At 71.7% G+C, this 24,606-nt stretch carries 19 protein-coding genes; 11 read left to right on the top strand and 8 right to left on the bottom strand.

Going from position 1 to position 24,606, the window contains the following annotated elements:
- Positions 1-28: 28 nt before the first annotated feature.
- Both OG828_RS42525 and OG828_RS42520 read right to left on the bottom strand, forming a co-directional pair.
- Positions 29-1,669, bottom strand: a complete 1,641-nt coding sequence (locus tag OG828_RS42525; protein ID WP_328369331.1) for a thiamine pyrophosphate-binding protein — start codon at positions 1,667-1,669, stop codon at positions 29-31.
- Entirely contained in the window at positions 1,666-2,451 is a 786-nt protein-coding gene (locus tag OG828_RS42520) for a cyclase family protein (protein WP_328369329.1), read from the bottom strand. The genes OG828_RS42525 and OG828_RS42520 overlap by 4 nt, the downstream gene beginning before the upstream one ends.
- 66 nt (positions 2,452-2,517) lie before the next feature.
- On the opposite strand from OG828_RS42520, the gene OG828_RS42515 reads away from it, so the two are divergent.
- Positions 2,518-3,696 carry a cytochrome P450 gene (locus tag OG828_RS42515; RefSeq protein WP_328369326.1) on the top strand — a complete coding sequence of 393 codons (1,179 nt, stop codon included), beginning with the start codon at positions 2,518-2,520 and terminating at the stop codon, positions 3,694-3,696.
- A 6-nt stretch (positions 3,697-3,702) separates the two neighbouring features.
- Here OG828_RS42515 and OG828_RS42510 read toward each other — a convergent pair whose 3' ends face one another.
- Positions 3,703-5,655, bottom strand: coding sequence for a serine protease (locus OG828_RS42510; RefSeq protein WP_328504159.1), 1,953 nt, complete (start codon positions 5,653-5,655; stop codon positions 3,703-3,705).
- Between the two features lie 162 nt (positions 5,656-5,817).
- Complete coding sequence (locus tag OG828_RS42505; protein WP_328369320.1) at positions 5,818-7,509, bottom strand: peroxidase family protein; 1,692 nt, start codon at positions 7,507-7,509, stop codon at positions 5,818-5,820.
- 318 nt (positions 7,510-7,827) lie between these two features.
- Here OG828_RS42505 and OG828_RS42500 point away from each other — a divergent pair, with 318 nt between their 5' ends.
- Complete coding sequence (locus tag OG828_RS42500; protein WP_328504158.1) at positions 7,828-10,722, top strand: helix-turn-helix transcriptional regulator; 2,895 nt, start codon at positions 7,828-7,830, stop codon at positions 10,720-10,722.
- 24 nt (positions 10,723-10,746) lie between these two features.
- Here the strand turns inward: OG828_RS42500 and OG828_RS42495 are convergent, their stop codons facing one another.
- Complete coding sequence (locus tag OG828_RS42495) at positions 10,747-11,769, bottom strand: LacI family DNA-binding transcriptional regulator (protein WP_328441863.1); 1,023 nt, start codon at positions 11,767-11,769, stop codon at positions 10,747-10,749.
- A 129-nt stretch (positions 11,770-11,898) separates the two neighbouring features.
- On the opposite strand from OG828_RS42495, the gene OG828_RS42490 reads away from it, so the two are divergent.
- The 3 genes from OG828_RS42490 to OG828_RS42480 all read left to right on the top strand — a co-directional run bounded on the left by OG828_RS42490 (position 11,899) and on the right by OG828_RS42480 (position 16,664).
- A complete protein-coding gene (locus OG828_RS42490; protein ID WP_328441862.1) occupies positions 11,899-13,755 on the top strand; it encodes a glycoside hydrolase family 2 protein in 1,857 nt (618 codons plus the stop codon).
- A gap of 62 nt (positions 13,756-13,817) precedes the next feature.
- Positions 13,818-15,269: a glycoside hydrolase family 43 protein gene (locus tag OG828_RS42485; protein ID WP_328441861.1), complete on the top strand. Its 1,452-nt coding sequence runs from the start codon at positions 13,818-13,820 to the stop codon at positions 15,267-15,269.
- Between the two features lie 36 nt (positions 15,270-15,305).
- Entirely contained in the window at positions 15,306-16,664 is a 1,359-nt protein-coding gene (locus OG828_RS42480; protein WP_328504157.1) for a family 43 glycosylhydrolase, read from the top strand.
- Between the two features lie 9 nt (positions 16,665-16,673).
- On the opposite strand, the gene OG828_RS42475 is transcribed toward OG828_RS42480, so the two are convergent.
- Entirely contained in the window at positions 16,674-17,780 is a 1,107-nt protein-coding gene (locus tag OG828_RS42475) for an NAD(P)/FAD-dependent oxidoreductase (RefSeq protein WP_328369306.1), read from the bottom strand.
- Between the two features lie 116 nt (positions 17,781-17,896).
- Here OG828_RS42475 and OG828_RS42470 point away from each other — a divergent pair, with 116 nt between their 5' ends.
- Both OG828_RS42470 and gap read left to right on the top strand, forming a co-directional pair.
- Positions 17,897-18,853, top strand: a complete 957-nt coding sequence (locus tag OG828_RS42470; protein WP_328504156.1) for a GlxA family transcriptional regulator — start codon at positions 17,897-17,899, stop codon at positions 18,851-18,853.
- A 115-nt stretch (positions 18,854-18,968) separates the two neighbouring features.
- Positions 18,969-19,967: a type I glyceraldehyde-3-phosphate dehydrogenase gene (gene gap, locus OG828_RS42465; protein WP_328504155.1), complete on the top strand. Its 999-nt coding sequence runs from the start codon at positions 18,969-18,971 to the stop codon at positions 19,965-19,967.
- Positions 19,968-19,980: 13 nt separating this feature from the next.
- On the opposite strand, the gene OG828_RS42460 is transcribed toward gap, so the two are convergent.
- Complete coding sequence (locus tag OG828_RS42460) at positions 19,981-20,694, bottom strand: NAD(P)-dependent oxidoreductase (RefSeq protein WP_328441857.1); 714 nt, start codon at positions 20,692-20,694, stop codon at positions 19,981-19,983.
- A 92-nt stretch (positions 20,695-20,786) separates the two neighbouring features.
- On the opposite strand from OG828_RS42460, the gene OG828_RS42455 reads away from it, so the two are divergent.
- Positions 20,787-21,557 (top strand): TetR/AcrR family transcriptional regulator, encoded by a 771-nt coding sequence (locus OG828_RS42455; RefSeq protein WP_443060238.1) that lies wholly within the window; start codon positions 20,787-20,789, stop codon positions 21,555-21,557.
- Here OG828_RS42455 and OG828_RS42450 read toward each other — a convergent pair.
- A complete protein-coding gene (locus tag OG828_RS42450; protein ID WP_328504154.1) occupies positions 21,453-22,010 on the bottom strand; it encodes a DUF1062 domain-containing protein in 558 nt (185 codons plus the stop codon). The two genes, OG828_RS42455 and OG828_RS42450, sit on opposite strands and share 105 nt — an antisense overlap.
- A gap of 254 nt (positions 22,011-22,264) precedes the next feature.
- Here OG828_RS42450 and OG828_RS42445 point away from each other — a divergent pair, with 254 nt between their 5' ends.
- From OG828_RS42445 to OG828_RS42435, 3 genes are read left to right on the top strand one after another with little or no spacing between them, the layout of a single operon-like run.
- Positions 22,265-22,468 carry a DUF2997 domain-containing protein gene (locus tag OG828_RS42445; RefSeq protein ID WP_301977900.1) on the top strand — a complete coding sequence of 68 codons (204 nt, stop codon included), beginning with the start codon at positions 22,265-22,267 and terminating at the stop codon, positions 22,466-22,468.
- Positions 22,456-23,055: a 4Fe-4S single cluster domain-containing protein gene (locus OG828_RS42440; RefSeq protein ID WP_328504153.1), complete on the top strand. Its 600-nt coding sequence runs from the start codon at positions 22,456-22,458 to the stop codon at positions 23,053-23,055. The genes OG828_RS42445 and OG828_RS42440 overlap by 13 nt, the downstream gene beginning before the upstream one ends.
- A complete protein-coding gene (locus OG828_RS42435; RefSeq protein ID WP_328369288.1) occupies positions 23,056-24,603 on the top strand; it encodes an AAA family ATPase in 1,548 nt (515 codons plus the stop codon). It abuts the gene before it with no gap.
- The last annotated feature ends 3 nt before the right edge of the window (positions 24,604-24,606 follow it).

Raw genomic sequence — 24,606 nt, 5'->3', positions numbered from 1 at the left:
GCCTACGGGCTGCCGCGCGGCCTTCGCTTCAGTGCCCCCGGAACGCCTCCTCCAGCCACCAAGAGCCGTGATCTCGCACGACCTTGGCGTCGATGAGCAGCGGGGCGGAACGTGGCCCGGCCACCCAGTCCGCTACGGCCTTCAGGTCCGCCCGCGAGCGCACGGTGACCGCCTCGAAGCCGTAGCCGCGTGCCACGGCGGCGATGTCCGTCGGCGGGAACTCGACCAGGTCGAGCGGGTGTCCGCCGGGCCCGAAGTGGTGCACCTCCGCTCCATAGGCGTCGTCGTTGTAGACGACGACCACCATCGGCAGCCCGAGCCGGCGGACCGTGTCGAGGTCGGCGGCGCCCATCAGCGCGCCGCCGTCCCCGAGCGCGGCCACGGGAAGCCGGTCCGGCCGGGCCAGCGCCGCGCCGATCGTGGTCGCCAGCCCCAGCCCGATCGCCTGGAAGGCCTGGGTGAAGCAGAAGCCGTGCTGGTCGGGCACCGACAGGTACATGCTGGGGTAGCCCATGAAGTTGCCGGAGTCCACGCCGACGACCCGCTCGCCGGGGAGGATGTCGTCGAGGGCGATGCTCAGCGTCCGCGGGTCGATCCGGTCACGGCCGCTCGTGTCCTCGTACGGCACGTCCCGCCAGCGCACGCGTGCGGCGATGTCCGCGCCGACCTCGGGGGTGCGGTAGCCCTGCCGTGGTCCGCCGCCCGCGTCGAGCACGAGCCGTGCCGTGCGTGTCACGTCGCCGGTGACGCCGAGGTCGAGCGCCCGGTGTGCGCCGAGCGCGGACGCGTCGTCGTCGACCTGGACGACCGTCGCCTCCGGGCCGATCAGCCGGCCGTGCCGCATGGTCCACATGTTCAGCGCGCAGCCCCAGCCGACGATCAGGTCCGCGCCCTGGATCAGTTCGGCGGCCACGGGGGACGCGAAGCCGCCGGACACGTCGAGCGACCAGGGGTTGCCGTGGAACAGACCGCGGGCGACGGCCGACGTCGCGAGCAGCGCGCCGTGGTGCTCGGCGAGCGCTTCGAGGGCGTCCCGGCCGCCGGGCCCGCGTGCTCCCCGCCCGGCCACGAACACCGGGTGCCGGGCCTGCCCCAACAGCCGTGCCAGCGCGGTCACTTCGGCCGCCGACGGTTCGACCGGCGCTCGTTCCGGTGGCGCGGCGGCCTGGGCCAGGACGCCGTCCGGCACGTCCAGAGACTGCACCGGCAGGGGGAGGTTGAGCAGGACGGTGCGGCGCTCGTGCAGGGCGCGACGTACGGCGGCGCAGGTCTGCTCGACCGCGTCCTCGGCGGACGTGATCCGCTCCGTGACCGCGCCGACCGCGTGTGCCAGTGCCTCCTGGTCGACGTAGAAGTTCGACTTCGGCTCGGTCACCTCCGCCGCGAGCACGACGAGGGGCGTACGGCTCTTGGCCGCCTCGGCGATCCCCGTGATGGCGTTCGTCAGGCCGGGGCCCTGGTGCACGCTCAGCGCCGGGACCGTGCCGCTGATCCGCGCGTACGCGTCGGCCATGGTCGCCGCGCCGCCCTCGTGGCGGGCGGCGACGAACCGCGCGCCCGCCGCGACCATGGCGTTGGTCGGGTGGAAGTTGCCCGACCCCACCACGCCGAAGACCTGCTCGACCCCGGCCGCCACCAGCGCCCGGCCGACCGCCTCCGCGACGTTCATGAGCGCTCCACCAGCGCGAGCACCCGTGCGGGAGCTCCGGAGCCGGTGACGATGGGCAGGGGTCCGGCGATGACGACGGCACCGGTGGGCGGCAGCGCGGCCAGGTTCCGCAGCTGGGTGAGCCCGTACTTGTCGCTGCCCATGAGATAGGAGTGGCACGGGAACATCGGGTCGAAGGAGTGGGCGCCTCCGGCGTCGGTGCCCACCGTCTCGACGCCGAGGCCGATCACCGGGGACTCCTCGGCCACCCAGCGGGCGCATTCCGGCGACAGGCCCGGGGTGTGCGGACCGTTCTCGTCCGCGTTGAGGAACGCCTCCTGGGTGTCCGAGCGGGCGTCCCAGCCGGTGCGCAGCAGCAGCCAACCGCCGTCGGGCAGCGATCCGTTCTTCGCTTCCCAGGCCTTCACATGGTCCACTTCGACGAGGAAGTCCGGGTCGGCGTCCGCTTCGGCGGTGAAGTCCAGCACGGCCGCCGGTGCGATCAGCCGCCGCGCCGGCACCGAGGCCACGTCGGCGAGGTCCTTGCCGGTGACCCAGTGGTTCGGTGCGTCGAAGTGGGTGCCGGTGTGCTCGCCGCTGCGGAAGTTGTTCCAGTACCAGGCCGGTCCCCGGTCGTCGTACCGGCTGATCTCCTCCAGTGCGAACACCGCGGTCTGGCCGAACTCGGGCGGCAGCTGGATCACCGGCGTGGACGACGACAGCGGCGATGTCAGGTCGACGACCTCGATCGAGTCGCTCCGCAGCCCGGACACCAGCGAAGCGAGGACGGACGGCTCGGGCATGGCGGCCTCCTGAGACGATGCTGGAGCCGGAACTCCACGTACGGGAACAGGAACAGGGCAGCTCCCATGGTGACAGCAGATCGCTTTCCGCTCGGCTCCGCGACCACGCTCGCCGAGCTGGAGGCGGACCCCCACCCCAGGCTGGCCCTGCTGCGCGCCCACGAGCCGGTCTCCTGGCTCCCCGCGCTGGGCGGCTGGCTGGTGACCCGGCGGGATCTCGCGCTGCGGGTGATGCGCGACGCGGACACCTTCACCGTGGACGACCCCCGCTTCTCCACCGCCCAGGTGGTCGGTCCCAGCATGCTCTCCCTGGAAGGCGCCGAGCACGCGCGGCACCGCGCCCCCTTCACCGATCCGTTCCGCCCGCGTGATGTGCGGGAGCGGTTCGCCGGGTTCGTGGCGGACGAAGCGGCCCGGCTCGTGGAGACGGTCCGGCCGCGGGGCCGCGCCGAGCTGCGGCGGGAGGTGGCCGGGCCCCTGGCCGTCGCCGTCGTCGCCGAGTCCCTGGGGCTGGTCGACGCCGATGCCAACGCGGTGCTGTCCTGGTACGACGCCATCGTGGGCGCGGTCTCCGACATCACCGCGGGACGGCCCTCGGATCCTTCCGGAGCGGCGGCGTTCGAAGAGTTGAGAGACAGCGTCGAGGCGACGGTCACCGCGGGTGTCGATACGTCGCTGCTGGTCGCGGCCGCCGAACGGCTGAAGCTGCCGGAGGTGGTCGCCAACGCCGCCGTGCTGATGTTCGGCGGCATCGAGACCACCGAGGGCATGATCGCCAACGCAGTACTCCACCTGCTGTCCGAGCCCGCTCAACTCGCGCTTGTGCGGGCCGATCCGGGCCTGGTGGACGCGGCGATCGAGGAGTCGCTGCGCCTGGAACCCGCCGCGGCGGTGGTCGACCGCTACGCCACCGCCGATGTGACGATCGGTGGGGCCGAGGTGCGCCGCGGGGATCTCGTGGTCGTCTCGCTCGCCGGCGCCAACCGTGACCCCGAGGTCTTCGAGGACCCCGACCGTTTCGACCTACGACGCACCAACTCCCGTCTCCAACTGGCCTTCGCCCACGGCCCGCACTTCTGCCTGGGCGCCCATCTCGCCCGGCTGGAGACCCGCGTCTGCCTCCTCACCCTCCTCGACCGTCTGCCCGGACTGCACCTCGACACCGCCGCGTCCACCACACCCACCGGCCTGCTCTTCCGCAAGCCCTCGGCCCTGCACGTCCGTTGGGACGCCTCGGTGGCGTGACGCCGCCTACGGGCGGGCGGCGCGGCCGATCTCGGCTGCGAGCCGGGCGTCGGCGAGATACTGCGTGATGTCGTGCGCCCGGTCCTTCCGGTTGGCGCAGAGCATGTCGCGGACGCCCTTCCAGGTGTCGCCGATCGGACAGCCGATGGCTACGGCGTCCCCCGCCGCCCACGCGTTGATCCACACGCCGACCTGACCGGGCCAGACGGGCGGGCCCGCGAGCAGCCGCCGGTGCACGGCGTCGAGTCCGAGGGGGCTGCCCGCGGTCACCAGCACCGGCACCGAGACCCGCCGGTGCAGCCGTGTGCACAGGTCGAGCGCGACGATCGTGCCGAGGCTGTGGGCGACCAGCACGATCTCTCCGTCGTCGGGCATGTCGGCCACGACGGCGTCGAGCACCGCGTCGCGTACCGGCTTGTCGTCGAGGTAGGCCGCGACGTCGCGGAACACCGTCGCGATCACCACGTCGTCGAGCCCGCTGCGCGCCGCGATCCAGGACAGCGGCTTCTGCAGTGCGGCGGCCACTCCGCCGAACAGCCTCGACTCCTCGGCGGCCACGGGCTCCCGCTCCGACGTGGGCATCCCGGCGGCCTTGGCGGCGTCGGCGAGCAGTGCGGCGTACACCGCGCGAGCGCCGGGTTCGGCGGGCGCGTACGCCTCGGCCGTGTTCGTCGCCGTGCCGAGGGCGACCGATTCGCGGTCGACACTCGTCAACGCGTGGCCGTAGTAGGGGAACCAGACATCGGTGGCCTCGATCGGAGCGAGGCCCGCCGCGGCCAGCCCGACGGCCAGGCTTCCGCACCATGCGGTGCGCAGCGCGGCGGGATCGCGGCCTTCCTGTCCACGGCCGTGCAGGAACACGACGCGCCGGCCGGCGCCGGGCCGCCCGGTGACGCCGCGCCGCTGCAGAGCAGCCGCGCCGGCCTCGGCTTGGGCAGGCAGGGGTGCCGGAGCCGCGAGGACACCTGCGGTCGGTGCCGCCTCGCTCAGCGCCGCCTCACTCGGCACCGACTGCGGGCCCAACCCGGCGAGCATCAGCTTCTGTTGGGGTGGCAGCTGGACCAGGGCGAGATGGCGCAGGATGGCGCTGACGCGTGCGCCCTCGTTGGCGACCCAGCCTTCGCCGTCCGGGTCGGGCACGCCGGCGTGGTGCAACGCGACGACCTCCCACTGGTCGTTGAAGACGGGCGAGCCTGAGTTCCCGGGCTCGGTGTCCGTGCGGTAGTGCAGGAACTGCGGCAACTGGTTGAGCAGGGCGTTGTCGCGGACGGCGATCTCTTTCGGCCGCGCGTCCGGATGGCCGACGACGTTCACCGGCTCACCGATGACGATCTTTCCCTGCTGGGCGATCAGCTTCAGCCGGCCGTGCACCGCGCCGGGCAGCGTCCCGTCGGCACCGGCCGCGACCGCGACGAGGGTGTAGTCGAGCCGGGCGTCGGTGACGAACAGGGCGTCAGGGGCCAGGTCGTAGACGGCGACCGGCTTGGGCACGCCGTCGACGTCGGATTCGAGGTCGAACTCCGCGAAGGACCCGGTCGCCGTCCTCACGTCGGGCAGCACATGGTTGTTGGTGAGCAGCAGCCGCTCGCCCACGAGGAACCCGGTGCCGAAACCGGCCCGCCGTCCGTTGTCGATGATGGAGATGCGGGCGACCGCGCGTGCCGCACGCGCCCCGCGGGCAAGGAAGTTGACGCTCTGCAGCTCGCTCGCGGCACCGAGGATCCGTTCGGGTACGCCGGCCGGCAGCACCGGGCCCCCGTCGGTCGGCACCGGCGCCAGCAACTCCGGGTCCACCTCGCCCTTGCTCAACAGCCGCTCCGCACGGGCGCGCAGCTGCTCCTCGCTGTCGACGACGAAGGGCACGCCGGTCTCCGCCTGCCGACGCCGGATGTCCTCGCGCTGCTTGGCCGTGTCCCGGTACCGCTGCGCCATGCTCTGCTGCTGTTCTGGTAGGTCCATGCGCGGATGCTCCTCGGAGGGTGACGGGTGGAACCGGGTGCCGTGACCGGCGCTTCGGGGAATCCCCAGCGCCGGACCTGTGCGGCCCCCGACGACACGGGTCGGCGGGGGCGTGGGGGCACAGGCGGGCGCCGTGGGGGGGGGAGGGGTGGGCGCCGTGGGTCAGAGGACGCCGGCGAAGCGGAGGAAGTCGGCGATCGTGCGGACGGGGCGGCCGTTCGGGAGCAATACGCCCTGCGCGGGGCTCCAGCTGGTGCGGTTGACGTACGAACCGGGGTCGTTGCGGATCTGGCCGATGACGGTCTCGGCGACGATGCGGCTGCCGACCTCGCCGAGCCGCCGGCCGAGCTCCTTCACCTCGGCCTCCTTCAGCACGTAGAACCACAGCGGGGTCCGGTCGAACAGGCCGCCCGCCTCCAGGGCCTTCTTGACCGCGTCGCTGCTGTCCTGCTCGAGTTCCGTGCGGCTGAGGGGGGTGACGCCGAGCGCTGCGGCCACTGCCTGGCCGGTGGGGGCGGCGAGGCGGTAGCCGCGCAGGAGGTTGCGTTGGGCGAGGTGCTTGAGCAGCTTCTTGAGCCGGTCGGCCAGGCCGGGATCGTTGCCCTCGCCGCGCAGATCGGCGAGCGGTGGCGCGAGCCTGGTGTCGATGAGCCGCGCGAAGCGGTTGGCGAACTGGCTGTTCTTGTCGACCATCCGGTCCCACTCCACGGGCCAGTTCGACGGGAGCGTCGTCAGCTGGCCGGCGAAACCGCCCTTGCCGGTGAACTGGAAGAGTTCGTTCAGGGTCGCCACGGGAGACCTGTCGCCGGGGCGGCCGAAGTTGCGGTTCCAGTCGTAGGCGCCGCGCACCATGCTGTGGCCGAAGCGGAAGGCCGCGACGGCGAACTCGACCGGCATATAGGTGCCACGACGGTCCAGTTCGAGCAGGTTGCCCTCCGCGGTGTCCACCCGGTCGACGACATCGGGGCGTGCCACAGTGCGCAGATAATCGTGCACGCACAACCACTGGTAGGTCCACCGCGTGAGGTCCCTGGCCCGTCGGAAGACCTCGGCGTCCGACTCGAACTCGGGCTCGTTGTCCCGCACCCAGTCGACCGCCGCGTTGTGGAACCGCAGGAACGCCACATGCAGTTGGGCCACCACGAGGTTCTCGTCGTTGCGTGTGTCGCCGACGAGCGGGGCGCGCTGGTCATCACGCGGCAGATCACGCTGGGTGTCGGCGACCGGAGGAATGGCCGCGCCCACAGCGGCGGGAACCGGCGCGAGCAGGCCCAGCCGGAACTTGATCCCGTCGTAGGGCACGGCGACCTTGCCCACGGCCGGGGGCGCGAACGGCCCGTCGCCGTAGACCGAGTCGAGGTTCAGCGTCGGGATGCGCAGGTTCTGCAGCTTCTCGATCACCTTGTCCGGCGCTATGGGCGGCAGCTTCTCGTCGGTGATGTTGATGACCAGGTCGCGGTCGGTCGCGGCCGTCAGATCGTGGTCGAGGAACTGACCCCAGTACGTGTAGATCGCCGGAATCGGCGAGTTGAGCTCCGGGTCGCGCACCTCGTCCGGGGTCTCCACCATGGCCGTGCCCAGATCGAGGAGCGCACGGACGACGGTGGCGACCTGCTTGCCCTGCGGCAGGTGCTCGGCCGGGAACTTCTTGGCGAGGTCCGGGAACAAGAAGTCGAAGGAAGTGGTGCCCACATGTGCCGCGATGTCGGTGGACTCCTGCACCACCGTGCTGCGCGTGCTCAGGCCCTCCTGGGTCTGGGCGGTCTTCTCCGCCTCCTCCGCACTGTCGAGAATCGCGTGCCCGCCGTGCGTGAGATTGGTGATCACCCGCCGGAACTGTCCCTGCTCAGCCATCCCGTGCCCCTTCCGGTCTCAGGACAGGCGAGTATTGACGGACCCTCGCACCACGGCTTCGGGGAACTCCCTACTTCCGCTCGGAAGTTGCCCCATGGCGCGCTCCGGCAGCACGGATGTCCGGAACCTCTACGCCAACCGCCGCGCCACCGGGCCCGACGCACATGGCACGTCCTACGCGCCAGGGGCTCTCCGCCCGGCCGCACCGTACGGAGGCCGCCGTAGGGCCGTCGGGACCGCCCACGCCGATCACCCTCGCGGGGGCACTCTGGTGACATGACGGACCGCCGCAGGGGAGCGGCGGGATACGGGGGCGTCATGAACGAGACAGCGATCACCGGAGTGCCGGTCAACCGGGACGTGGACGCGTGTGCGGCCGGCGGGTCGCACGGACCGTACTGCGTCGTGCCTCCCGCTGCCCACGACCGGCCCGGCCGCGTCGCCCTCGACCTGCCGGGCCCCGTCGCCCTCGTCGGCCGGACCGCCGAACGCGACCTGGTGGCCGGTCTGATGGACGCCCTGCCGCAGCGGGGCGGTGCGCTGCTGCTGAGCGGAGAACCGGGGATCGGCAAGAGCATGGTGCTGCGCCACGCCGCCGCCCGCCGCCGGGACGCCCGGGTGCTGTGGGCCCGCGGAGTGGAGTCGGAGGCGGTGCTGCCGTACGCGGTGCTCGCCGACGTACTGCTGCCGCTCCGCCACCACTTCGGCGAGCTTCCGCCGGCTCAACGGCGGGCCGTGGAGGGGTGTCTGGCGCTCACGGACGTCGCCGAACCGAACCCGTACGCGGTGTGTGCGGGCGCGCTCGGCGTGCTGGCCGCCGCCGGGGAGGCATGGCCGCTGCTGGTCCTCGTCGACGACCTGCACTGGGCCGATCCGTCGTCCCGGCAGGTCCTGCAGTTCGTGGCCCGGCGGCTGGCCACGGAGCGAGTGGCCCTGATCATGGCCGCGCGCAGCGGGCCGGAGGAGGACGGGATCCGGGAGAGCCTGCCGCACGCCGTGCTGGGTCCGCTGACGGGCGACGAGTGCTGGACCCTGCTGCGGCGCCACGCGCTCGACCGTTCGGATCCGGCGGCGGACCGGATCGTACGGCTGGCGCACGGCAATCCCTTGGTCCTGGTCGAGTACGCCGCGGCGCTGGCCCGGAGCCGCGCGGGCGGTGCGGAGCCGTGGGACGACTCGTGGGAGGCGCCCGGGCCGCTGGTGGAGCGTGCGTGGCGCGGGCAACTGCGGATGCTGCCGACGCGCAGCCGGGAGGCGCTGGTGTACGTCGCCGCCGGACGGACCCCGCAATGGCCCCTGCTGCAACGGGCGTTGGCGTCCGACGGACTCACCACCGCCGATCTGGACGCCGCCGAGGCAGCCGGGCTCGTGCGGATGCGGGACGGCGCGTGCGAGCTGCGGCATCCCGTGCTGCGGCCGGTGGTGCTGGGGCAGTGCGCCACGGTCCGGCGGCTGGAGGTGTACCGGAGGCTGGCCGCGGTGAGCTCGGGCGAACTGCAGACCTGGTACCTGGCAGCCGCCGCTCCCGGGCCGGACGAGTCGGTCGCCGCCCGTCTGGTGGCCGACGCCCGGCAGGCCCGCCGGCGTGGCGCGCCGGCCGCCGCCGCACCGGCCTGGCACCGGGCCGCCGAACTGTCGCCGGACCCCGCGGACGCGGCCCGCCGTCTGTTCGAAGCCGCGCGTGACGCCTTCCACGGCGGTACGACCCGCGATGCAGCCCAGTGGTGCGAACAGGCTCTCGCGCACAGCCGGGACCCCCTGATGACCGCGGACATCGAGCTGCTGCGGGGCCAGGCCTGCACCTGGCTCGGAGATCCCGGCCGCGCGCATCAGCTCCTGGTCGGCGCCGCCCGCACGGTCGAGCCGGTCGACCGCTCACGCGCCTGCCGGCTGTACGGGGCCGCGGTGGTGCCCGCCACGATGGACGGGCGGATGCGCGACGCATGCGACATCGCCGCCCGCTGCGCTGAACTGACGGACGGCGCAGACGACACGCAGCGCCGCCACGCCGCCGTGATGCGCGCCCGCGCACAGGCGCTGGGCGGGGACGTACGCGAAGGGCGTACGGCGCTGCTCGCGCTGCTGGAGGAGACGCGCGGCAGGACCGGCCCCGAGGAACGCCAGGCGAGCATGGAGATCGCGCAGGGCCTGTCCTGGACCGGCGACGGCGCCCTCGCCCGCCAGGTACTCGACACGGTGATCGAGGAGATGCGCCGCGACCACTCCCCCGCCCTGCTGCCGTACACGCTGCTCGCGCGGTGCGAGGTGGAGATGTGGTCGCGGTGGCCGATGGCGCGCGCGGACGCCACCGAAGCGCTGCACTGGGCGGAGGAGTTCGGGCATCTGGCGATGACGGGGTACGCGCTGGTCCAGCTCGCCCGGCTGGACGCCCTGCGCGGCGACTTCGACGACTGCCGCAAGCGCGTGGCGCAGTACGAGCGCTGGTGCGGCGGTCGGCTGCGCGGCCTGTCCCTGTTCGCCGGCGGGGCGCTCGGTACGTCCGCACTCGCCGCCGGCGATCCGGAGGCGGCGCGTACGCACTTGGCGGCGGCGTTCGCGATGGCGGAGGAGATGGGGCTGGTCAACCCCTGCCTCATGCCGTGGGTCGCCGATCTCGCCGAGGCCTGTCTGCACACAGGGGAGCGTGAGAAGGCCGTCGCCGTCGCCGACTGGCTGCGGGAGCGTGAGTCCGCGACCGGTCTGGCCTGGCCGGCCGCCGCGCACGCCCGCTGCCGGGTGATGCTCGCACGGTCCGCCGAGGAGGCCGCCGACTGGCTGGCCGTCGCGGAACGCGTCCACGCCGGCCGGGAGTTGGGCTTCGAGCTGGCTCGCACACGGCTCGTGGCGGGAGAGGTCCTACGGCGGTTCCGGCGGCCCTCGGCCGCACGGGAACCGCTGCTGCTCGCCAGGCGCGCCTTCACCGCGCTCGACGCCGTTCCGTGGGCGGTCCGGGCCGAGGCGGAGGTCGCCGCGACAGGACACCGCACCGCCGTCCACGGCGACGAACCACCGCCGGTCGCCCTGCTCACCCCACAGGAACTCCAGGTCGCGCGCGCCATCGGCGAGGGACTCAGCAACGTGGAGGCCGCCGCGTCCCTGTTCCTGTCCCGCAAGACGATCGAGTCCCATCTCACCCGCGTCTACCGCAAACTGGGCGTCCGTTCACGCTCGGACCTGGCCCGGTGCCTGGCCCACGCCGGGGTCACGGGGTGACGAGGGAACGGCCGGAGCCGCGGCTCAGCCGCCGGTGCTCTCGCGCACGATGATCCGGTGGCCCGCGACATGGTCCCGCAGCGGACCCGGATCCGGCTCGTCGATGCGCTCCAGCAGCAGGGCCACCGCGGCGCGCGCGATCTCCTGCTTGTCCGGGGCGACGGTCGTCAGACTGGGCACGCTGAACCGGGATGCCTCGATGTCGTCGAAGCCGACCACGTCGAGGTCTCCGGGCACGGTACGGCCGAGCTCGTGCAGGGCACGCAGCGCGCCCAGGGCCATGTGGTCGTTCAGACACAGCAGCGCGTCCGGGGGTGACGGCCGCCGCATGAGCGCGGTCGCGGCGCGCGCGCCGTCCTGCCAGTGGTACGCCTCCACCGGCAGCACCAGGTCGGCGTCGAAGGGCGACCCGGCCGCCTCAAGAGCCTCTCGGTACCCGTCCGTGCGCAGCCGGTCCGTGCCCTGGCGGCCCCGCACGGCGCCGCCGACGACGGCGATGCGGCGGCGACCGCGCGACAGCAGATACGCGGTGGCCTCGCGGGCGGCCCGTACGTTGTCGATGCCCACGTGGTCGGTGCCGCCCTCGGCGGGCCGTTCGCCGAGCAGGACGACGGGCAGGCGCCGGTCGCGGGTGGCGAGGTCGCGGGGCAGGAGGGAGAGCGGGCTGAGGATGACACCGTCGGAGAACTGGGCGTCGAATCCGTGCAGCGCCGCCAGTTCGCTCTCGCGCACGGCCCCGGTCTGATGCAGCAGCACCGTACGGCCCCTGCGGTCGGCCTCGGCCATGACGTACTTCGCCAGCTCGGAGAAGTACGCGACGTCGAGTTCGGGGACGGCCAGGGTGATCATGCCGGTGCGGCCCTGGCGCAGCTGGCGTCCGGCGATGTTCACCCGGTAGCCGAGCGCCTCGATCGCCTCCTGGACGGCGGCACGGGTCCGCTCCGAGACATGCTCGAAGTTGTTGATCACGTTGGAGACGGTCTTGGGTGAGACGCCCGCGTACTCCGCCACGTCCTTGATCCTCGGTCTGGCCGCCACGCTGTTCATCCTTCCGCAGGCCGCGATCGTACCGACCATCACGAATCGATTTCGGGCCGGACCAAGGTCCGCTCACGCATTTACATCGATGTAAAGGGCATGGTGCCATGTGCCTCGACACTCGAGGCAAGGAGCACCATGCGCGTCCCCCAGTTCTCGGGCCTGCCCCGCCCCGACTACCCGAGGCCGCAGTTCGTGCGCGAGGCCTGGCTCAATCTGAACGGCGTGTGGCAGTTCGAGATCGACCGGTCGGACACCGGTCTCGAACGCGGCCTGCCGGCCCGCGAACTCGCCGACCGCATCCTCGTCCCGTTCTGCCCCGAGTCGGAGCTGTCCGGGATCGGGGAGACCGACTTCATGGAGGCGGTCTGGTACCGGCGCACGGTGACCGTCCCGTCCTCCTGGGCGGACTCACGGGTGCTGCTGCACTTCGGAGCGGTGGACCACGACGCCACCGTCTGGGTCGACGGCACCGAAGTCGCCCGGCACCGCGGCGGTTTCACCCCGTTCACCGCCGACCTCGGCGAAGTCGCCGTGCCGGGCGAGGAGTTGACGATAGTGGTGCGGGCCCGGGACAGCCGGCACGGTGTCCAGGCCCGGGGCAAGCAGTCCACCTGGTACGCCAACTCGCACTGCCACTACACCCGCACGACGGGCATCTGGCAGACCGTGTGGCTGGAGCCGGTCCCCCGCGACGCCGCCTTCGAACGGCCCCGCATCACCCCCGATCTGGCCTCCGGTTCCTTCTTCCTGGAGCTGCCGCTGACCGCCAACGCCCCCGGCCACCGGGTGCGCGTCACGCTCGGGGACCACCGGGGCGTCGTCACCACGGCCGAGACCCGCGCCGACCTCGGCCTCGCACCCCGCCTGGTCCTCCCCGTACCCGCCGACCGGCGGCGCGTGTGGTCGCCGCGGGATCCGCATCTGTACGACCTGCGCCTCGAACTCCTCGACGCCGACGGGCAGATCGTGGACGCGGCAGGCTCCTACGCCGGCCTGCGCTCGGTCGCCGTCCACGGAAAACGACTGCTGCTCAACGGCGAACCCGTCTTCCAGCGCCTGGTCCTCGACCAGGGGTACTACCCCGACGGGCTGATGACCGCGCCGAGCGACGGCGACCTGGTCCGCGACATCGAACTGGGCCTCGCGGCCGGGTTCAACGGTGCCCGTCTGCATCAGAAGGTCTTCGAGGAGCGCTATCTCTTCCACGCCGACCGGCTGGGCTACCTGGTCTGGGGCGAGTTCGGCGACTGGGGCTGCGAGACCGGCGTACGCGACGACAACCAGCGACCCGACGCGAGCTATGTCAGCCAGTGGCTGGAGGCCCTGGAGCGGGACTACTCGCACCCCTCGATCGTCGGCTGGTGCCCCCTGAACGAGACCTACCAGCCGCTGCACGACCGCATCACCCGACTCGACGACGTGACCCGCGCGATGTTCCTGGCCACCAAGCAGGCCGACCCCACCCGCCCCGTCATCGACGCGTCCGGCTACGCGCACCGGGTGCCGGAGACCGACGTCTACGACTCCCACTGCTACGAGCAGGACCCGGCCACGTTCGCCAAGATGATGGCGGGCCTGTCGGAGGGCCGGCCGTACGTCAACGCGGCGCCGGACGGCAGGCCGTGGTCGGTGCCGTATCGCGGGCAGCCGTACTTCTGCAGCGAGTTCGGCGGCATCTGGTGGGACCCCGAGGCCGCGGCCGAGGCGGCCGGGAACGAGCACGAGACGTCCTGGGGCTACGGCGAACGGCCGCGCACCGCCCGCGAGTTCGTCGAGCGCTTCACCGGCCTGACAGGCGTCCTGCTCGACGACCCGGACATGTTCGGCTACTGCTACACCCAGCTCACGGACGTCTTCCAGGAGCACAACGGCGTCTACCGCTTCGACCGCTCCGAGAAGGTCGACACCACGCTGCTCCGGGACGCCCAGTCCCGACCGGCGGCCTACGAGCACCGGGGCGACGGCAACTCCCGCCGCCTTCCGGCCCGTTGACACCCCGCCTTCCCGCCTCTACCGTCCGGCACGGGACTTACAACGTTGTAAGGAGCCGTTCCATGCGCGCAGGACCCCGCACAGCCCGCCGCGCAGCACTCGCCGCCGCAGTCCTGGCGCTCCTGCTCGGCTTCGTCTCCGCCCCGCCCGCCACCGCCGCCGCTCCGGAGCCCGCCGTCGCGGGAACCACGTTCCGCAATCCGCTCAACACCGGCCCGGATCCGTTCGTCACATACGCGGCGGGGGCGTACTACCTGACCGCCACGCAGGGCGACAGCATCCGCATGTGGCGCTCGCCCTCGCTGAGCACGCTGCTCGCGAGTGAACCCGTGACGGTGTGGACGGACACGGACCCCTCACGCAACCGCAATATCTGGGCACCCGAGTTCTACCGCTTCGGCGACCGCTGGTACCTCTACTACACGGCCGACGACGGCATCGACGACCACCACCGGCTGTACGTACTGGAGTCCGACGGTGCCGACCCGGCGGGCCCGTACCACTTCAAGTCCCGTCTGACGCCGCCGAACCACGCCTCGGACTTCGCGATCGACCCCGGCATCCTCCAGCACGACGGACGCCTCTATCTCGCCTACTCCGGGATCAACCAGTACCAGCACAACGGCATCAACATCGCCCCGATGTCGAACCCGTACACCGTCTCCGGCGACGCTGTCGCCATCGACGCCGCCGGTGGCTGCCCCGAGGTCCGGGAGGGCCCGGAGTTCCTGTATCGCAACGGCCGTACCTGGATGACGTATTCGACCTGCGACACGGGCAAGCCGGACTACCAGGTCTGGATGATGTCGCTGCCCGACGGGGCCGATCCGCTCGTGCCCGCCAACTGGACCCAGCATTCCGGACCGGTCTTCTCCCGCGCCGACGACCGCGGGGTGTACGGGCCCGGCCATCATGCCTTCTTCCGCTCCCCCGACGGCACCGAGGACTGGATCGTCTACCACGCCAAGACGACCTCGGCGCTGACCTACACCGACCGCACCACCCGCGCCCAGAAGATCTCCTGGAACGCCGACGGCGGCCCGAATCTCGGCCGGCCGCTCGCCCTGGGCGCGACCCAGGACCTGCCCGCCGGGGACCCGGGGTCCGGCAACCACTGGATCAACGACGACGGTCGCTCGAGCGGTGACGGAGCCGTGGCCTACACCGGCACGTGGAACTCCGGAACCGGCTGCGCCGCCCAGTGTTTCTGGAGCGACGACCACTGGAGCGACCGGGCCGGCAACACCGCCACGTTCTCCTTCACCGGCACCCGGATCGCCCTGCTGTCCGTCCGTGACACCGGCAACGGCATCGCGGCGATCAGCGTCGACGGCGGACCGGAGCAGCGCGTCGACTTCCATGGCGGGATCCGCACCGGCGAGACGCTTCAGTACCTCAGTCCCCGGCTCCCCCATGGCCGCCACACGCTGCGGGTCCGGGTGACCGGTGAGCACAACGCCCAGTCCCGGGCGTCGTTCGTGAGCGTGGACCGGGCCGAGGTGTACACGGACTGAGCGGCCCGTCCGGGATACCCCTACGAAAGGAACGCCATGCCGCGCACCCGGTTCCGTATCCTGTCGCGCCGGCTGCTCTCGGTCGTCGCGACGCTCACCCTGGCCTTCCTGTACCTGGGCACAGCCCCGTCCTCGGCCGCCGTCGGCGGTCCTGCCCTCGACCGGGACTTCCCCGATCCGGACGTGGTACGGGTGGGCGGCACGTATCACGCCTTCGCCACCAACGGGGACGGGAAGAACATCCGGCACGCCACCTCCACCGACCTGGTGAACTGGACCGTGGCCGGCGCCGACGCGCTGCCCGCCGTCGGCACCTGGGCCAAGCCGGACAGGTCGCTGGTCTGGGCGCCCGAAGTCTTCGACAACGGCACCGACTTCACCATGCACTACACCGCCCGGGACCGGGCGAGCGACAAGCAGTGCATCGGCGTCGCCCGGGCCGCGTCACCGGACGGCGCGTTCCAGCCCGTGGGCAACGCGCCGCTGGTGTGTCCGGCCGACCTGGGCGGCGCGATCGACGCGGCGTCGTACACCGAGAACGGCCGCCGCTATCTGCTGTGGAAGAACGACGGCAACTGCTGCGGGCGGGACACCTGGCTGTACCTCCAGGAAGTGAGCTGGGACGGCACACGCACCATCGGCTCACCCGTCGGCCTGATCCGCCAGGACCGCCCGTGGGAGGGGTCCGTCATCGAAGCCCCGACTCTCGTCAAGCGCGCCGGGCACTATGTGCTGTTCTACTCGGCGGACTTCTACGGCGACGACCGCTACAAGACGAGCTATGCCGTGGCCGACAGCCTCACCGGCCCCTACACCAAGGCCGCGGCGCCCCTGATGACGACCGACTCGTTCTCCGGCGCCGTGCGCGGCCCCGGCGGACAGGACGTCGTGACGGGCCCCGACGGCCGCGACCGTATGGTCTTCCACGGCTGGAGCGCCGACCGCTCCCACCGTGCGCTGTACGTCGCCGACCTGGGCTGGGCGAACGGCTATCCCGTGGTCGACGGCAGCAAGGTGATCTATCAGGCGGAGACCGCGGCGGTGCACAACGCCGTGGTCCGGGACGCGGCCGGTGCGCTGGACGGCAGAGCGGTCGGGCACATCGACCACGCCGACAGCTATGTGGAGTTCTCCGTCTTCACCCCGACGACGGGATCCCACACCCTCACGGTCCGCTACGGCAACGGCTCGCTGGACGGCGGCGGTTCCCCGGCCCAGTCCACCCACACGCTCACCGTCAACGGGAGCGCGGCCGGTGAGGTCCGCTATCCCCACACCGGTTGGGACAACTGGCAGACCGCGAGCATGAACGTCGAGTTGAAGGAGGGGTGGAACACCGTACGCCTCGGCAAGGGACTCCTCTATGCGGAACTGGACAGCGTCGAGGTGGCGTGAGGCGGTCTCTCAGGTCGCGGTGTACCCGAGCTGGCGCCTCATGTACGGCGTCATCAGCGTCTTCGCCTTGGCCAGGACGGACGTACGGCTGCCGAGGACCGCGGTGTCGCCGCCCGGCACGGGCAGCACGGTCAGTCCGTCGGCCGGGCCGAACGGCACGATGATCGGGGTGCGGTGGGCCGGCCGGTACAGACGGGGCTCCTTGCGGTGCCGGCCCGAACTGTTGAGGTAGGTGCGGATGTTGTGGGCGGCGAGGTCCGCCTGGGCGAGCGCGGCGGGGGTGATCTTGAGCTCGGTGGCGTCGTTGACGTCGCCGACCGCGAACACGTCCGGCTTCCCCTCGACGCGGAGCATGCGGTCGACCTTGACGTGCCCGGCCGGGTTCAGCCAGTCGCCGTGCCCGGCCAGGCGCAGCCAGAGCGTGTTGGGGGTGGTGCCCGTCGCCCAGAAGGAGAGGTCGGCCTCGACGATGTGGCCGTGGGCGTCGCGGTAGGTGCCGAAGTCGTTGCCGGGCGCCATGAAGGAGTCGAGCCGCACCTCGACGTCATGGGACTCCAGCCAGGCTCGGGCCTTGCGCCCGGCCCGCGCGCTGCCGGTGGCGTCGAGCAGCGCGGGCCCGGCATGGGCGAGCGTGACCCGGGCGTCCGGCCGGGCCAGCCGGATCTCGGCGCCGAGCTCGACGCCGGACGGCCCGCCGCCGACGACGAGGATGTGCCGGGCGGCGGCGATGTTCCGCTGGTGCTCGGCGAACGACTTGACCGCCTCCTCGGCCGTGGTGCCGAGGAAGCGGGCCGGTTCCGGGTAGTCGGCGCCGGTCGCGATCACCAGCACGTCGTACGGCAGCCGTTCGCCCGTGGCCAGCACCACGTGCCGCTCACCGGTCTCGACGCGGACCGCCTTGCCGACGACGACACGTCCGTGGCGCAGCAGTCGGTCGTACGGAATGAAGGGCGTCACCGACCACTCCGGGCGCACGCCGGCGCGCAGGGAGGCGATGCGGTGGAAGAAGATCTCCTTGCGGTCCACCAGCGTGACCCGTGCCGTCGTGTCCAGCCGTTTCGCCAGCCGGACGCCGGCATAACCGCCGCCGATCACCACTACGTCGCCGTCATGCACAACGAGTCTCCTGTGCCTGGTGGGGGGAGCGGGTCCGAGCGTAACGCTTGAAACCTAAAGGTTCGGCAAGGGTGTGTGGGCGTTCTGTGAAGCGTGCGACTTCGTACTCTGTGACCGTGCCGTCCTCCCGTCTGCATCGTGTCGCCGTTCTCGTGCTCGAGGGTGCGAAGCCGCTCGATGTCGGCATTCCCGCGCAGGTGTTCACGACCCGGGCGAGCATGCCGTACGAGGTGCGGGTGTGCGGCGCGGCGCCCGGTCTCGTGACGGGCGGCGACGGACTGTCGTACCACGTCGCCCATGGCCTCGACACGCTGGCGTGGGCCGACATCGCCTTCGTCCCCGGCTACCGGTTCCCGGACCGTGACGACCCGCCGCGGGCCGTCGTCGACGCGCTGCTCGCCGCCCATGACGGAGGCACCCGGCTGGCAGCCATCTCGACGGGCGCCTTCGCGCTCGCCGCGACGGGCCTGCTCGACGGCAAGCGGGCCACGACGCACTGGCACTACACGCGGGCGCTCAAGGAGAGGCATCCGCTCGTCCAGGTCGACGAGAACGTCCTGTTCGTCGACGAGGGCAGCGTGCTGACGTCGGCCGGCGCGGCCTCGGGCATCGATCTGTGCCTGCACATCCTGCGCGGCGACCTCGGGGTGGCCGCGTCGAACCACGCGGCCCGGCGCCTGGTCGCGGCCCCCTATCGCAGCGGCGGCCAGGCGCAGTATGTGCCGCGCAGCGTCCCCGAGCCGCTCGGCGAGCGGTTCGCCGCCACCCGTGAGTGGGCGCTGCACCGGCTCGACGAACCCCTCAGCCTCGAAGCCCTCGCGCAGCATGCGGCGGTCTCGCCGCGCACGTTCTCGCGGCGCTTCGTGGAGGACACCGGGTACACGCCGATGCAGTGGGTCATGCGCGCCCGGATCGACCTGGCCCGTGAGCTGCTGGAGCGTTCGGAGCGGAGCGTCGAGCAGATCGCGGGTGATGTGGGACTGGGCACGGGGGCGAATCTGCGGATGCACTTCCAGCGCATTCTCGGGACCACTCCCAGCGAGTACCGGCGCACGTTCACGCAGGGCGAGTAGCCCGTCGTACGACACTCAGGGGCTTGGCGCGATCCTTGCGAACCTTGGCAGTCACGCCACGGCCACGGACGGGTCCCGCACGCGACGCTGGTGACGAACGGAAGGGACACGATTCATGACGCGCATCGCCATCAACGGATTCGGCCGCATCGGACGCAATGTGCTGCGGGCCCTGCTGGAACGCGACAACGACCTCGACATCGTCGGCGTCAACGACCTCACTGAACCGGCCGCCCTGGCCCGGCTGCTCGCCTACGACTCGACGGCCGGACGGCTCGGCCGCCCGGTGACCGTGGACGGAGACGCCCTCGTCGTCGACGGCCGCCGCATCACGGTGCTCGCCGAGCGGGACCCGGCGCAGCTGCCCTGGGCCGAACTCGGCATCGACCTCGTGCTGGAGGCCACAGGCCGCTTCACCTCGGCGAAGGCCGCGGGCGCCCACCTCGCCGCAGGCGCGAAGAAGGTCCTGGTCAGCGCGCCGTCGGACGGCGCCGACGTCACGCTGGCGTACGGGGTCAACACCGACGCCTACGACCCGGCCCTGCACACGATCGTCTCGAACGCCTCGTGCACGACCAACGCGCTCGCGCCGCTGGCCGCGGTCCTCGACCGACTCGCCGGTATCGAGCACGGTTTCATGACCACGGTGCACGCCTACACGCAGGAGCAGAACCTCCAGGACGGTCCGCACCGCGACGCCCGCCGCGCCCGCGCCGCCGCCGTCAACATCGTGCCGACCACGACGGGCGCCGCCAAGGCGATCGGCCTGGTGCTGCCGAACCTGGACGGAAAGCTGTCGGGAGACTCGATCCGCGTGCCGGTCCCCGTGGGCTCGCTCGTCGAACTCAACACGACCGTGGCGCGGGACGTGACACGCGACGACGTGCTGGCGGCGTACCGCGCGGCGGCGGAGGGGCCGCTCGCGGGCGTCCTCGAGTACTCCGACGACCCGCTCGTCTCGTCCGACATCACGGGCAACCCCGCCTCGGCCATCTTCGACTCGGCCCTCACCCGCGTCGACGGCCGCCACATCAAGGTGGTCGCCTGGTACGACAACGAGTGGGGCTTCTCGAACCGGGTCATCGACACCCTCGAACTGCTCGCCGCACGCTGACCAACTCGCCTGGCTAGGCGTGGCGTTGGCCGCCCCCGGCGTGCGCGAGGGCGCTGGGGGTGCGGCAGCCGACGATGGCCGGGGCTTCCTGGACGAGCGTGTCGTCGGTGAGCGCTTCCACCATGAACAGCGCGAAGTCGATCCGGCGGGTCAGGTCGCTGGCCAGGACCGGGTCGCCCACATGCCGGCTCCACACGGGCAGGCCCTGGCTCTCGCCCTCCTCCAGGCTGCTGCCCCGCACCACGGTCCACCGGGTGTCGCTGGCGAACACCCGTCGGCACGCCTCCACTTGGTCGTCGAGCTCGACGGCGCGGACCAGCTTGGCCAGCGCGGCGACGACCCGGAGGCCCAGGACGAACAGCCGCGAGTACTGGTCCTTGCCGTCGCGGGTGATGTGCCAGCCGCAGGAGAAGACCAGGCGCGCGCCGGGCCGGGCGTGGTCGAGCACCGCCTGCGCCGTCCCCGACGAGTACTGCCGTACGCCCCAGGGCACCAGCACCGTCAACACCCCGTCGCATCCGGCGACCGCCCGCCGGATCACCTCGGGGTCGTTCGTGTCCCCGGGCACGACGGTCATCCGGCCCTCGAACCCGGCCAGTTTCGGCACACTGCGCTCCCGGCACACGCCGACGACTTCGTAGCCGCGCTCCAGTGCGTGCCGGACCATGTACTGCCCGAGCTTCCCGGAAGCTCCGACGATGCAGACCTTCTTCATGCGATCCCCCATGGCGCAGCCCCTTCACCGGCATGCTGACCTTATGTTGTAAGGCACGCTAGCCTTATACCGTAAGGCGGTCAAGGAGAGGGAAAGGAGGCCGCATGGACGAGAGCGGCACGGGGTCTCGGCGCAGGGCGTCGGCGCGCACCCCGCTCAGTCGCGAGCGAGTGATCCGTACGGCGATGGCGGTGGCGGACGAGAAGGGCTCGGTCACCGCACTCACCATGCGGGCCATCGCCGCATCCCTGGGCGTCGAGGCGATGTCGCTCTATCACCATGTGGCCGGCCGGGAGGACATCCTCGACGGCATGGTGGACGCGGTGTTCGGCGAGATCGACCTGCCGCCGCGCGACACGGACTGGAAGACCGCCATGCGCCACCGGGCGGACTCCGCCCGCGCCGCCCTCAAGCGCCACCCCTGGGCCGTCGGCCTGATGGACTCCCGCACCCAGCCCGGCGCCGCGACCCTGCGCCACCATGACGCCGTCCTCGGGGCGTTGCGCGCGGGCGGCTTCTCCGTGCCGATGACCGCGCACGCCTTCTCACTGATCGACAGCTATCTGTACGGCTTCGTGCTCCAGGAACTGAGCCTGCCGTTCAAGGGCGAGGCGGGGCTGGACGAGGCCGCGGGCGCCATGCTGGACGCCCTGCCGGCCGACACCCACCCCCATCTCACCGAGCTGGCCACCGAGCACGTCCTCAAACCCGGCTACGACTACGCCGACGAGTTCGCCTTCGGCCTCACCCTCATCCTCGACGCCCTCCACTCAGCGCTTGAGCGTGAAGGTGAAATCGTCGGAGAGCCTGCCGCTCAGCCGGACCGCCGAAACGAGCTTCCCCTCCGTGATCAGTCTCCCGACCTCGGCCCGTGAAAGACCGCACCCTTCAGCGATCAGTCGCACCGGCCGGACAGGAATCCGCGCCGCGAAGCGGACCGACACATCGATCACCTCGCTCACCTCACCGTCCAGGTGATCCGGTCCCCCGGTGTCGAGGCGCCAGGCGCCCGCCCAGTCGAGGGCGATGCGATTGCGGCGCCGCACGACCGGATCCTGGAGCAACTCGGCTGCCAGGACAGGGTCATTGTCATGCATCCGGTCCAGCAGTCCAGGTCGTACGGAGCGCACATGGACCCGCTCCAGGACCGTGAGCTTGGCCGTGTCCCCGCAAGCGGTACAGAGCACGAGGAGCCAGGCGTCGAGGAGCTTGTGGTGTGCGTTGACCCGGAATTTTCCGTCTGCCCGGAAGCGCTCGGACGCGCATGCGTGGCAACGGCGGAGAACGGTCGGCAGGCAGGTGGGCCTGACCACCCAGCTCTTGAGCACAGAAGTACACCGGTTTCAGTGAGAAGTCCGCAGCAAAAAGGAGCGCGGCGCATATGCGCGACGCGCGACAGATCAGCTCTCGGGAGGTCTCACAGGGTGTACAACGGCACGTCCTTGCCTGGGCGACTTGGTTCGGCAGCACGGTAAGGGCGCACGGCGGCGCTGATCCACAGGTTTTTCGACCGCCCGGGACCCGTCCCGAACTCCTCCCGGCACAGTGGAGGCGTCTTTTCCCCCGGGCGAAGGGTGAGTTGATGGCGGAGGAGAGTGTCGAGGTCGTCATCGCGGCGGACGGGACCGTGGAGGTGCACGTCCAAGGGGTCTCCGGCACGCGGTGTCTGCAGGACACCGACGAGTTGGTCCAGTTGCTCGGCGGCGCGGTGGAGCACCAGGTGCTCACCGAGGAGGCCTACCAGCAGGACGCGGCCGAGGAGCAGGACCGCCTGTGGCAGGGGTGAGCGGCCTCGGCACACCGTGGCGGCTGCATGCCGTGGTGCCCCGAAGTGCCGCCAACGGACCGGGAGTTCGGTACGTCGTCTGGAGCCAGGGGTGCGCCCTGGGCTGTGCGGGCTGCTTCAACCCCGAGACGCACAGCGGGACAAGCGCCGGCCTCGTGCGGACGGCCGGCGAGGTCGCCGAGGACGCGATCGCCGGCGCACCGCACATCGAGGGTGTCACCCTCACCGGTGGTGAGCCGCTGGAGCAGCCCGCCGCGGTGGCCGCGTTCTGCGCCGAACTGCGCGCCCGCAGCGGCCTGTCGGTGATCGTGCTGACCGGGTTCACCCGCGCCGAGATCGAGGCGGACCCGGCCCGCTCGGCGGCCGTCGCCGACGCCGATCTGGTGATCGCCGGACGGTACAACGCGCGCCTGCGGCTGGCCCGGGGGCTGCGCGGCTCGTCGAACAAGGAGTACTGGATGCGCACCGGGCGCTACACGGCGGACGACCTGGCCGCCGTACCGGAGTTGGAGATCACCGTCGGGGACGACGGGACGGTGACGTTCACCGGCATGGTCGCGCCGGTCGCCGCGGGAGGGGAGTTCTGAGTGGGCACCGTGGGCATCCAAGACGAGATCCGGCTGTATCTGCGCGCCCGGGTGGCGCTGATCGTGCTCGTCACGGTCGAGGAACAGCGGGCGCTGGACGTGCTGGACCAGGTACGGCGGGACCGCGATCCGTCCTCCGACCTCGTCACCTGGGACATCGCCGACGGACTGGAGTCCGCGTCGGGCCGCCAGCTGCCGAAGGCGGCCACCCCGCCGGACGCACTCACCAAGATCAAGGAGCTGGCGCAGAAGGAGCCGCGCCGCCGCGATCTCTACGTCCTCAAGGACTTCCACGCCTTCTGGGAACGCGACCCCGCGGTACGCCGGCGCCTGCGCAACCTCGCCCACAAGCTCGTCTTCACCGGCTCCTCGCTGATCGTGACCACGCCGGTGCGCGACATCCCCGTGGAACTCGGCGACGACGCCGTGGTGGTGGAGATGCCGCTGCCCGAGGCCGACGCGCTGCGCCGCGAGCTCGACCAGCTCATCGACAGCACCAAGGGGGTGAAGTCCACGCTCACCCCGGCGGGCCGCAGCCGCCTGGCGCAGGCCGCGCTGGGCCTGACCGCCGCCCAGGCGCGGCGGGCCTTCGCCAAGGCCATCGTGCGCGACGAGGTGCTGGACGACCGCGACATCGAGGCGGTGCTGGCCGAGAAGAAGGCCGTCATCCGGGAGAACGAGGCCCTGGAGTTCTACAGCGCCGAGGAGAGCCCTGACGACCTCGGCGGCCTGGATGTGCTCAAGGAGTGGCTGCGGCTGCGCGAGCGCGCCTTCGGCGACGCCGCCCGCGAGTTCCGCCTTCCGGCGCCCAAAGGCATCGCGCTCATCGGCATCCCCGGCACCGGCAAGAGCCTCACCGCGAAGATGATCGGCGGGCTGTGGCGGCTGCCGCTGCTGCGCCTCGACGTGGGCGCGCTGTTCGGTTCGCTGGTGGGTGAGTCGGAGGAGCGGGTCCGCAGGGCGCTGCGGCTGGCGGAGACCGTGTCGCCGTGCGTGCTGTGGATCGACGAGGTGGAGAAGGCGCTGTCGTCCGGGGGCCATGACGGCGGCACCTCGCAGCGGGTCTTCGGCACGGTCCTGACCTGGATGCAGGAGAAGACAGCGCCGGTGTTCGTGGTCGCCACCGCCAACGACGTCAGCGCCCTGCCGCCGGAGACCCTGCGGCGCGGCCGGTTCGACGAGGTGTTCTTCCTCGACCTGCCCACCGAGGAGGAACGCCGCGAGATCATCACGGTCCACCTGCGCAAACGCGGCCGTAAGCCGGAGATGTTCGACGTGTACCAACTGGCCCTGGCGTGCGACGGGTTCGTCGGCGCCGAGCTGGAACAGGTCGTCGTGGACGCGATGTACGCGGCGTTCGCCGAGGAACGCGACATCACCACCGACGACATCGCCCGCGCCGCCGACCGCACCGTCCCGCTGAGCAGGTCCCAGCGCGAGGTCATCGAGGACCTGCGCGCCTGGCTGCGCGAAGGCCGCGCCCAGTCGGCCTCCTTCGCCGAGGCGGACCGGGCGGCGGAACACCAGGTGCCGGTACTGGAGGTGTAGGCG

Origin of the sequence: Streptomyces sp. NBC_00457 (genome assembly GCF_036014015.1) — a bacterium.
Classification (GTDB): Bacteria; Actinomycetota; Actinomycetes; order Streptomycetales; family Streptomycetaceae; genus Streptomyces.
The sequence above is the reverse complement of the archived record's forward strand: the minus strand, read 5'-3'. Positions and strand labels throughout refer to the sequence as shown.

What these genes read in the sequence shown, in the direction of transcription:
- OG828_RS42525 (WP_328369331.1), bottom strand. Translation starts at nt 1,669, where the DNA reads ATGAACGTCGCGGAGGCGGTCGGCCGGGCGCTGGTGGCGGCCGGGGTC.
- OG828_RS42520 (WP_328369329.1), bottom strand. Translation starts at nt 2,451, where the DNA reads ATGCCCGAGCCGTCCGTCCTCGCTTCGCTGGTGTCCGGGCTGCGGAGC.
- OG828_RS42515 (WP_328369326.1), top strand. Translation starts at nt 2,518, where the DNA reads ATGGTGACAGCAGATCGCTTTCCGCTCGGCTCCGCGACCACGCTCGCC.
- OG828_RS42510 (WP_328504159.1), bottom strand. Translation starts at nt 5,655, where the DNA reads ATGGACCTACCAGAACAGCAGCAGAGCATGGCGCAGCGGTACCGGGAC.
- OG828_RS42505 (WP_328369320.1), bottom strand. Translation starts at nt 7,509, where the DNA reads ATGGCTGAGCAGGGACAGTTCCGGCGGGTGATCACCAATCTCACGCAC.
- OG828_RS42500 (WP_328504158.1), top strand. Translation starts at nt 7,828, where the DNA reads ATGAACGAGACAGCGATCACCGGAGTGCCGGTCAACCGGGACGTGGAC.
- OG828_RS42495 (WP_328441863.1), bottom strand. Translation starts at nt 11,769, where the DNA reads ATGAACAGCGTGGCGGCCAGACCGAGGATCAAGGACGTGGCGGAGTAC.
- OG828_RS42490 (WP_328441862.1), top strand. Translation starts at nt 11,899, where the DNA reads ATGCGCGTCCCCCAGTTCTCGGGCCTGCCCCGCCCCGACTACCCGAGG.
- OG828_RS42485 (WP_328441861.1), top strand. Translation starts at nt 13,818, where the DNA reads ATGCGCGCAGGACCCCGCACAGCCCGCCGCGCAGCACTCGCCGCCGCA.
- OG828_RS42480 (WP_328504157.1), top strand. Translation starts at nt 15,306, where the DNA reads ATGCCGCGCACCCGGTTCCGTATCCTGTCGCGCCGGCTGCTCTCGGTC.
- gap (WP_328504155.1), top strand. Translation starts at nt 18,969, where the DNA reads ATGACGCGCATCGCCATCAACGGATTCGGCCGCATCGGACGCAATGTG.
- OG828_RS42460 (WP_328441857.1), bottom strand. Translation starts at nt 20,694, where the DNA reads ATGGGGGATCGCATGAAGAAGGTCTGCATCGTCGGAGCTTCCGGGAAG.
- OG828_RS42455 (WP_443060238.1), top strand. Translation starts at nt 20,787, where the DNA reads ATGGACGAGAGCGGCACGGGGTCTCGGCGCAGGGCGTCGGCGCGCACC.
- OG828_RS42445 (WP_301977900.1), top strand. Translation starts at nt 22,265, where the DNA reads ATGGCGGAGGAGAGTGTCGAGGTCGTCATCGCGGCGGACGGGACCGTG.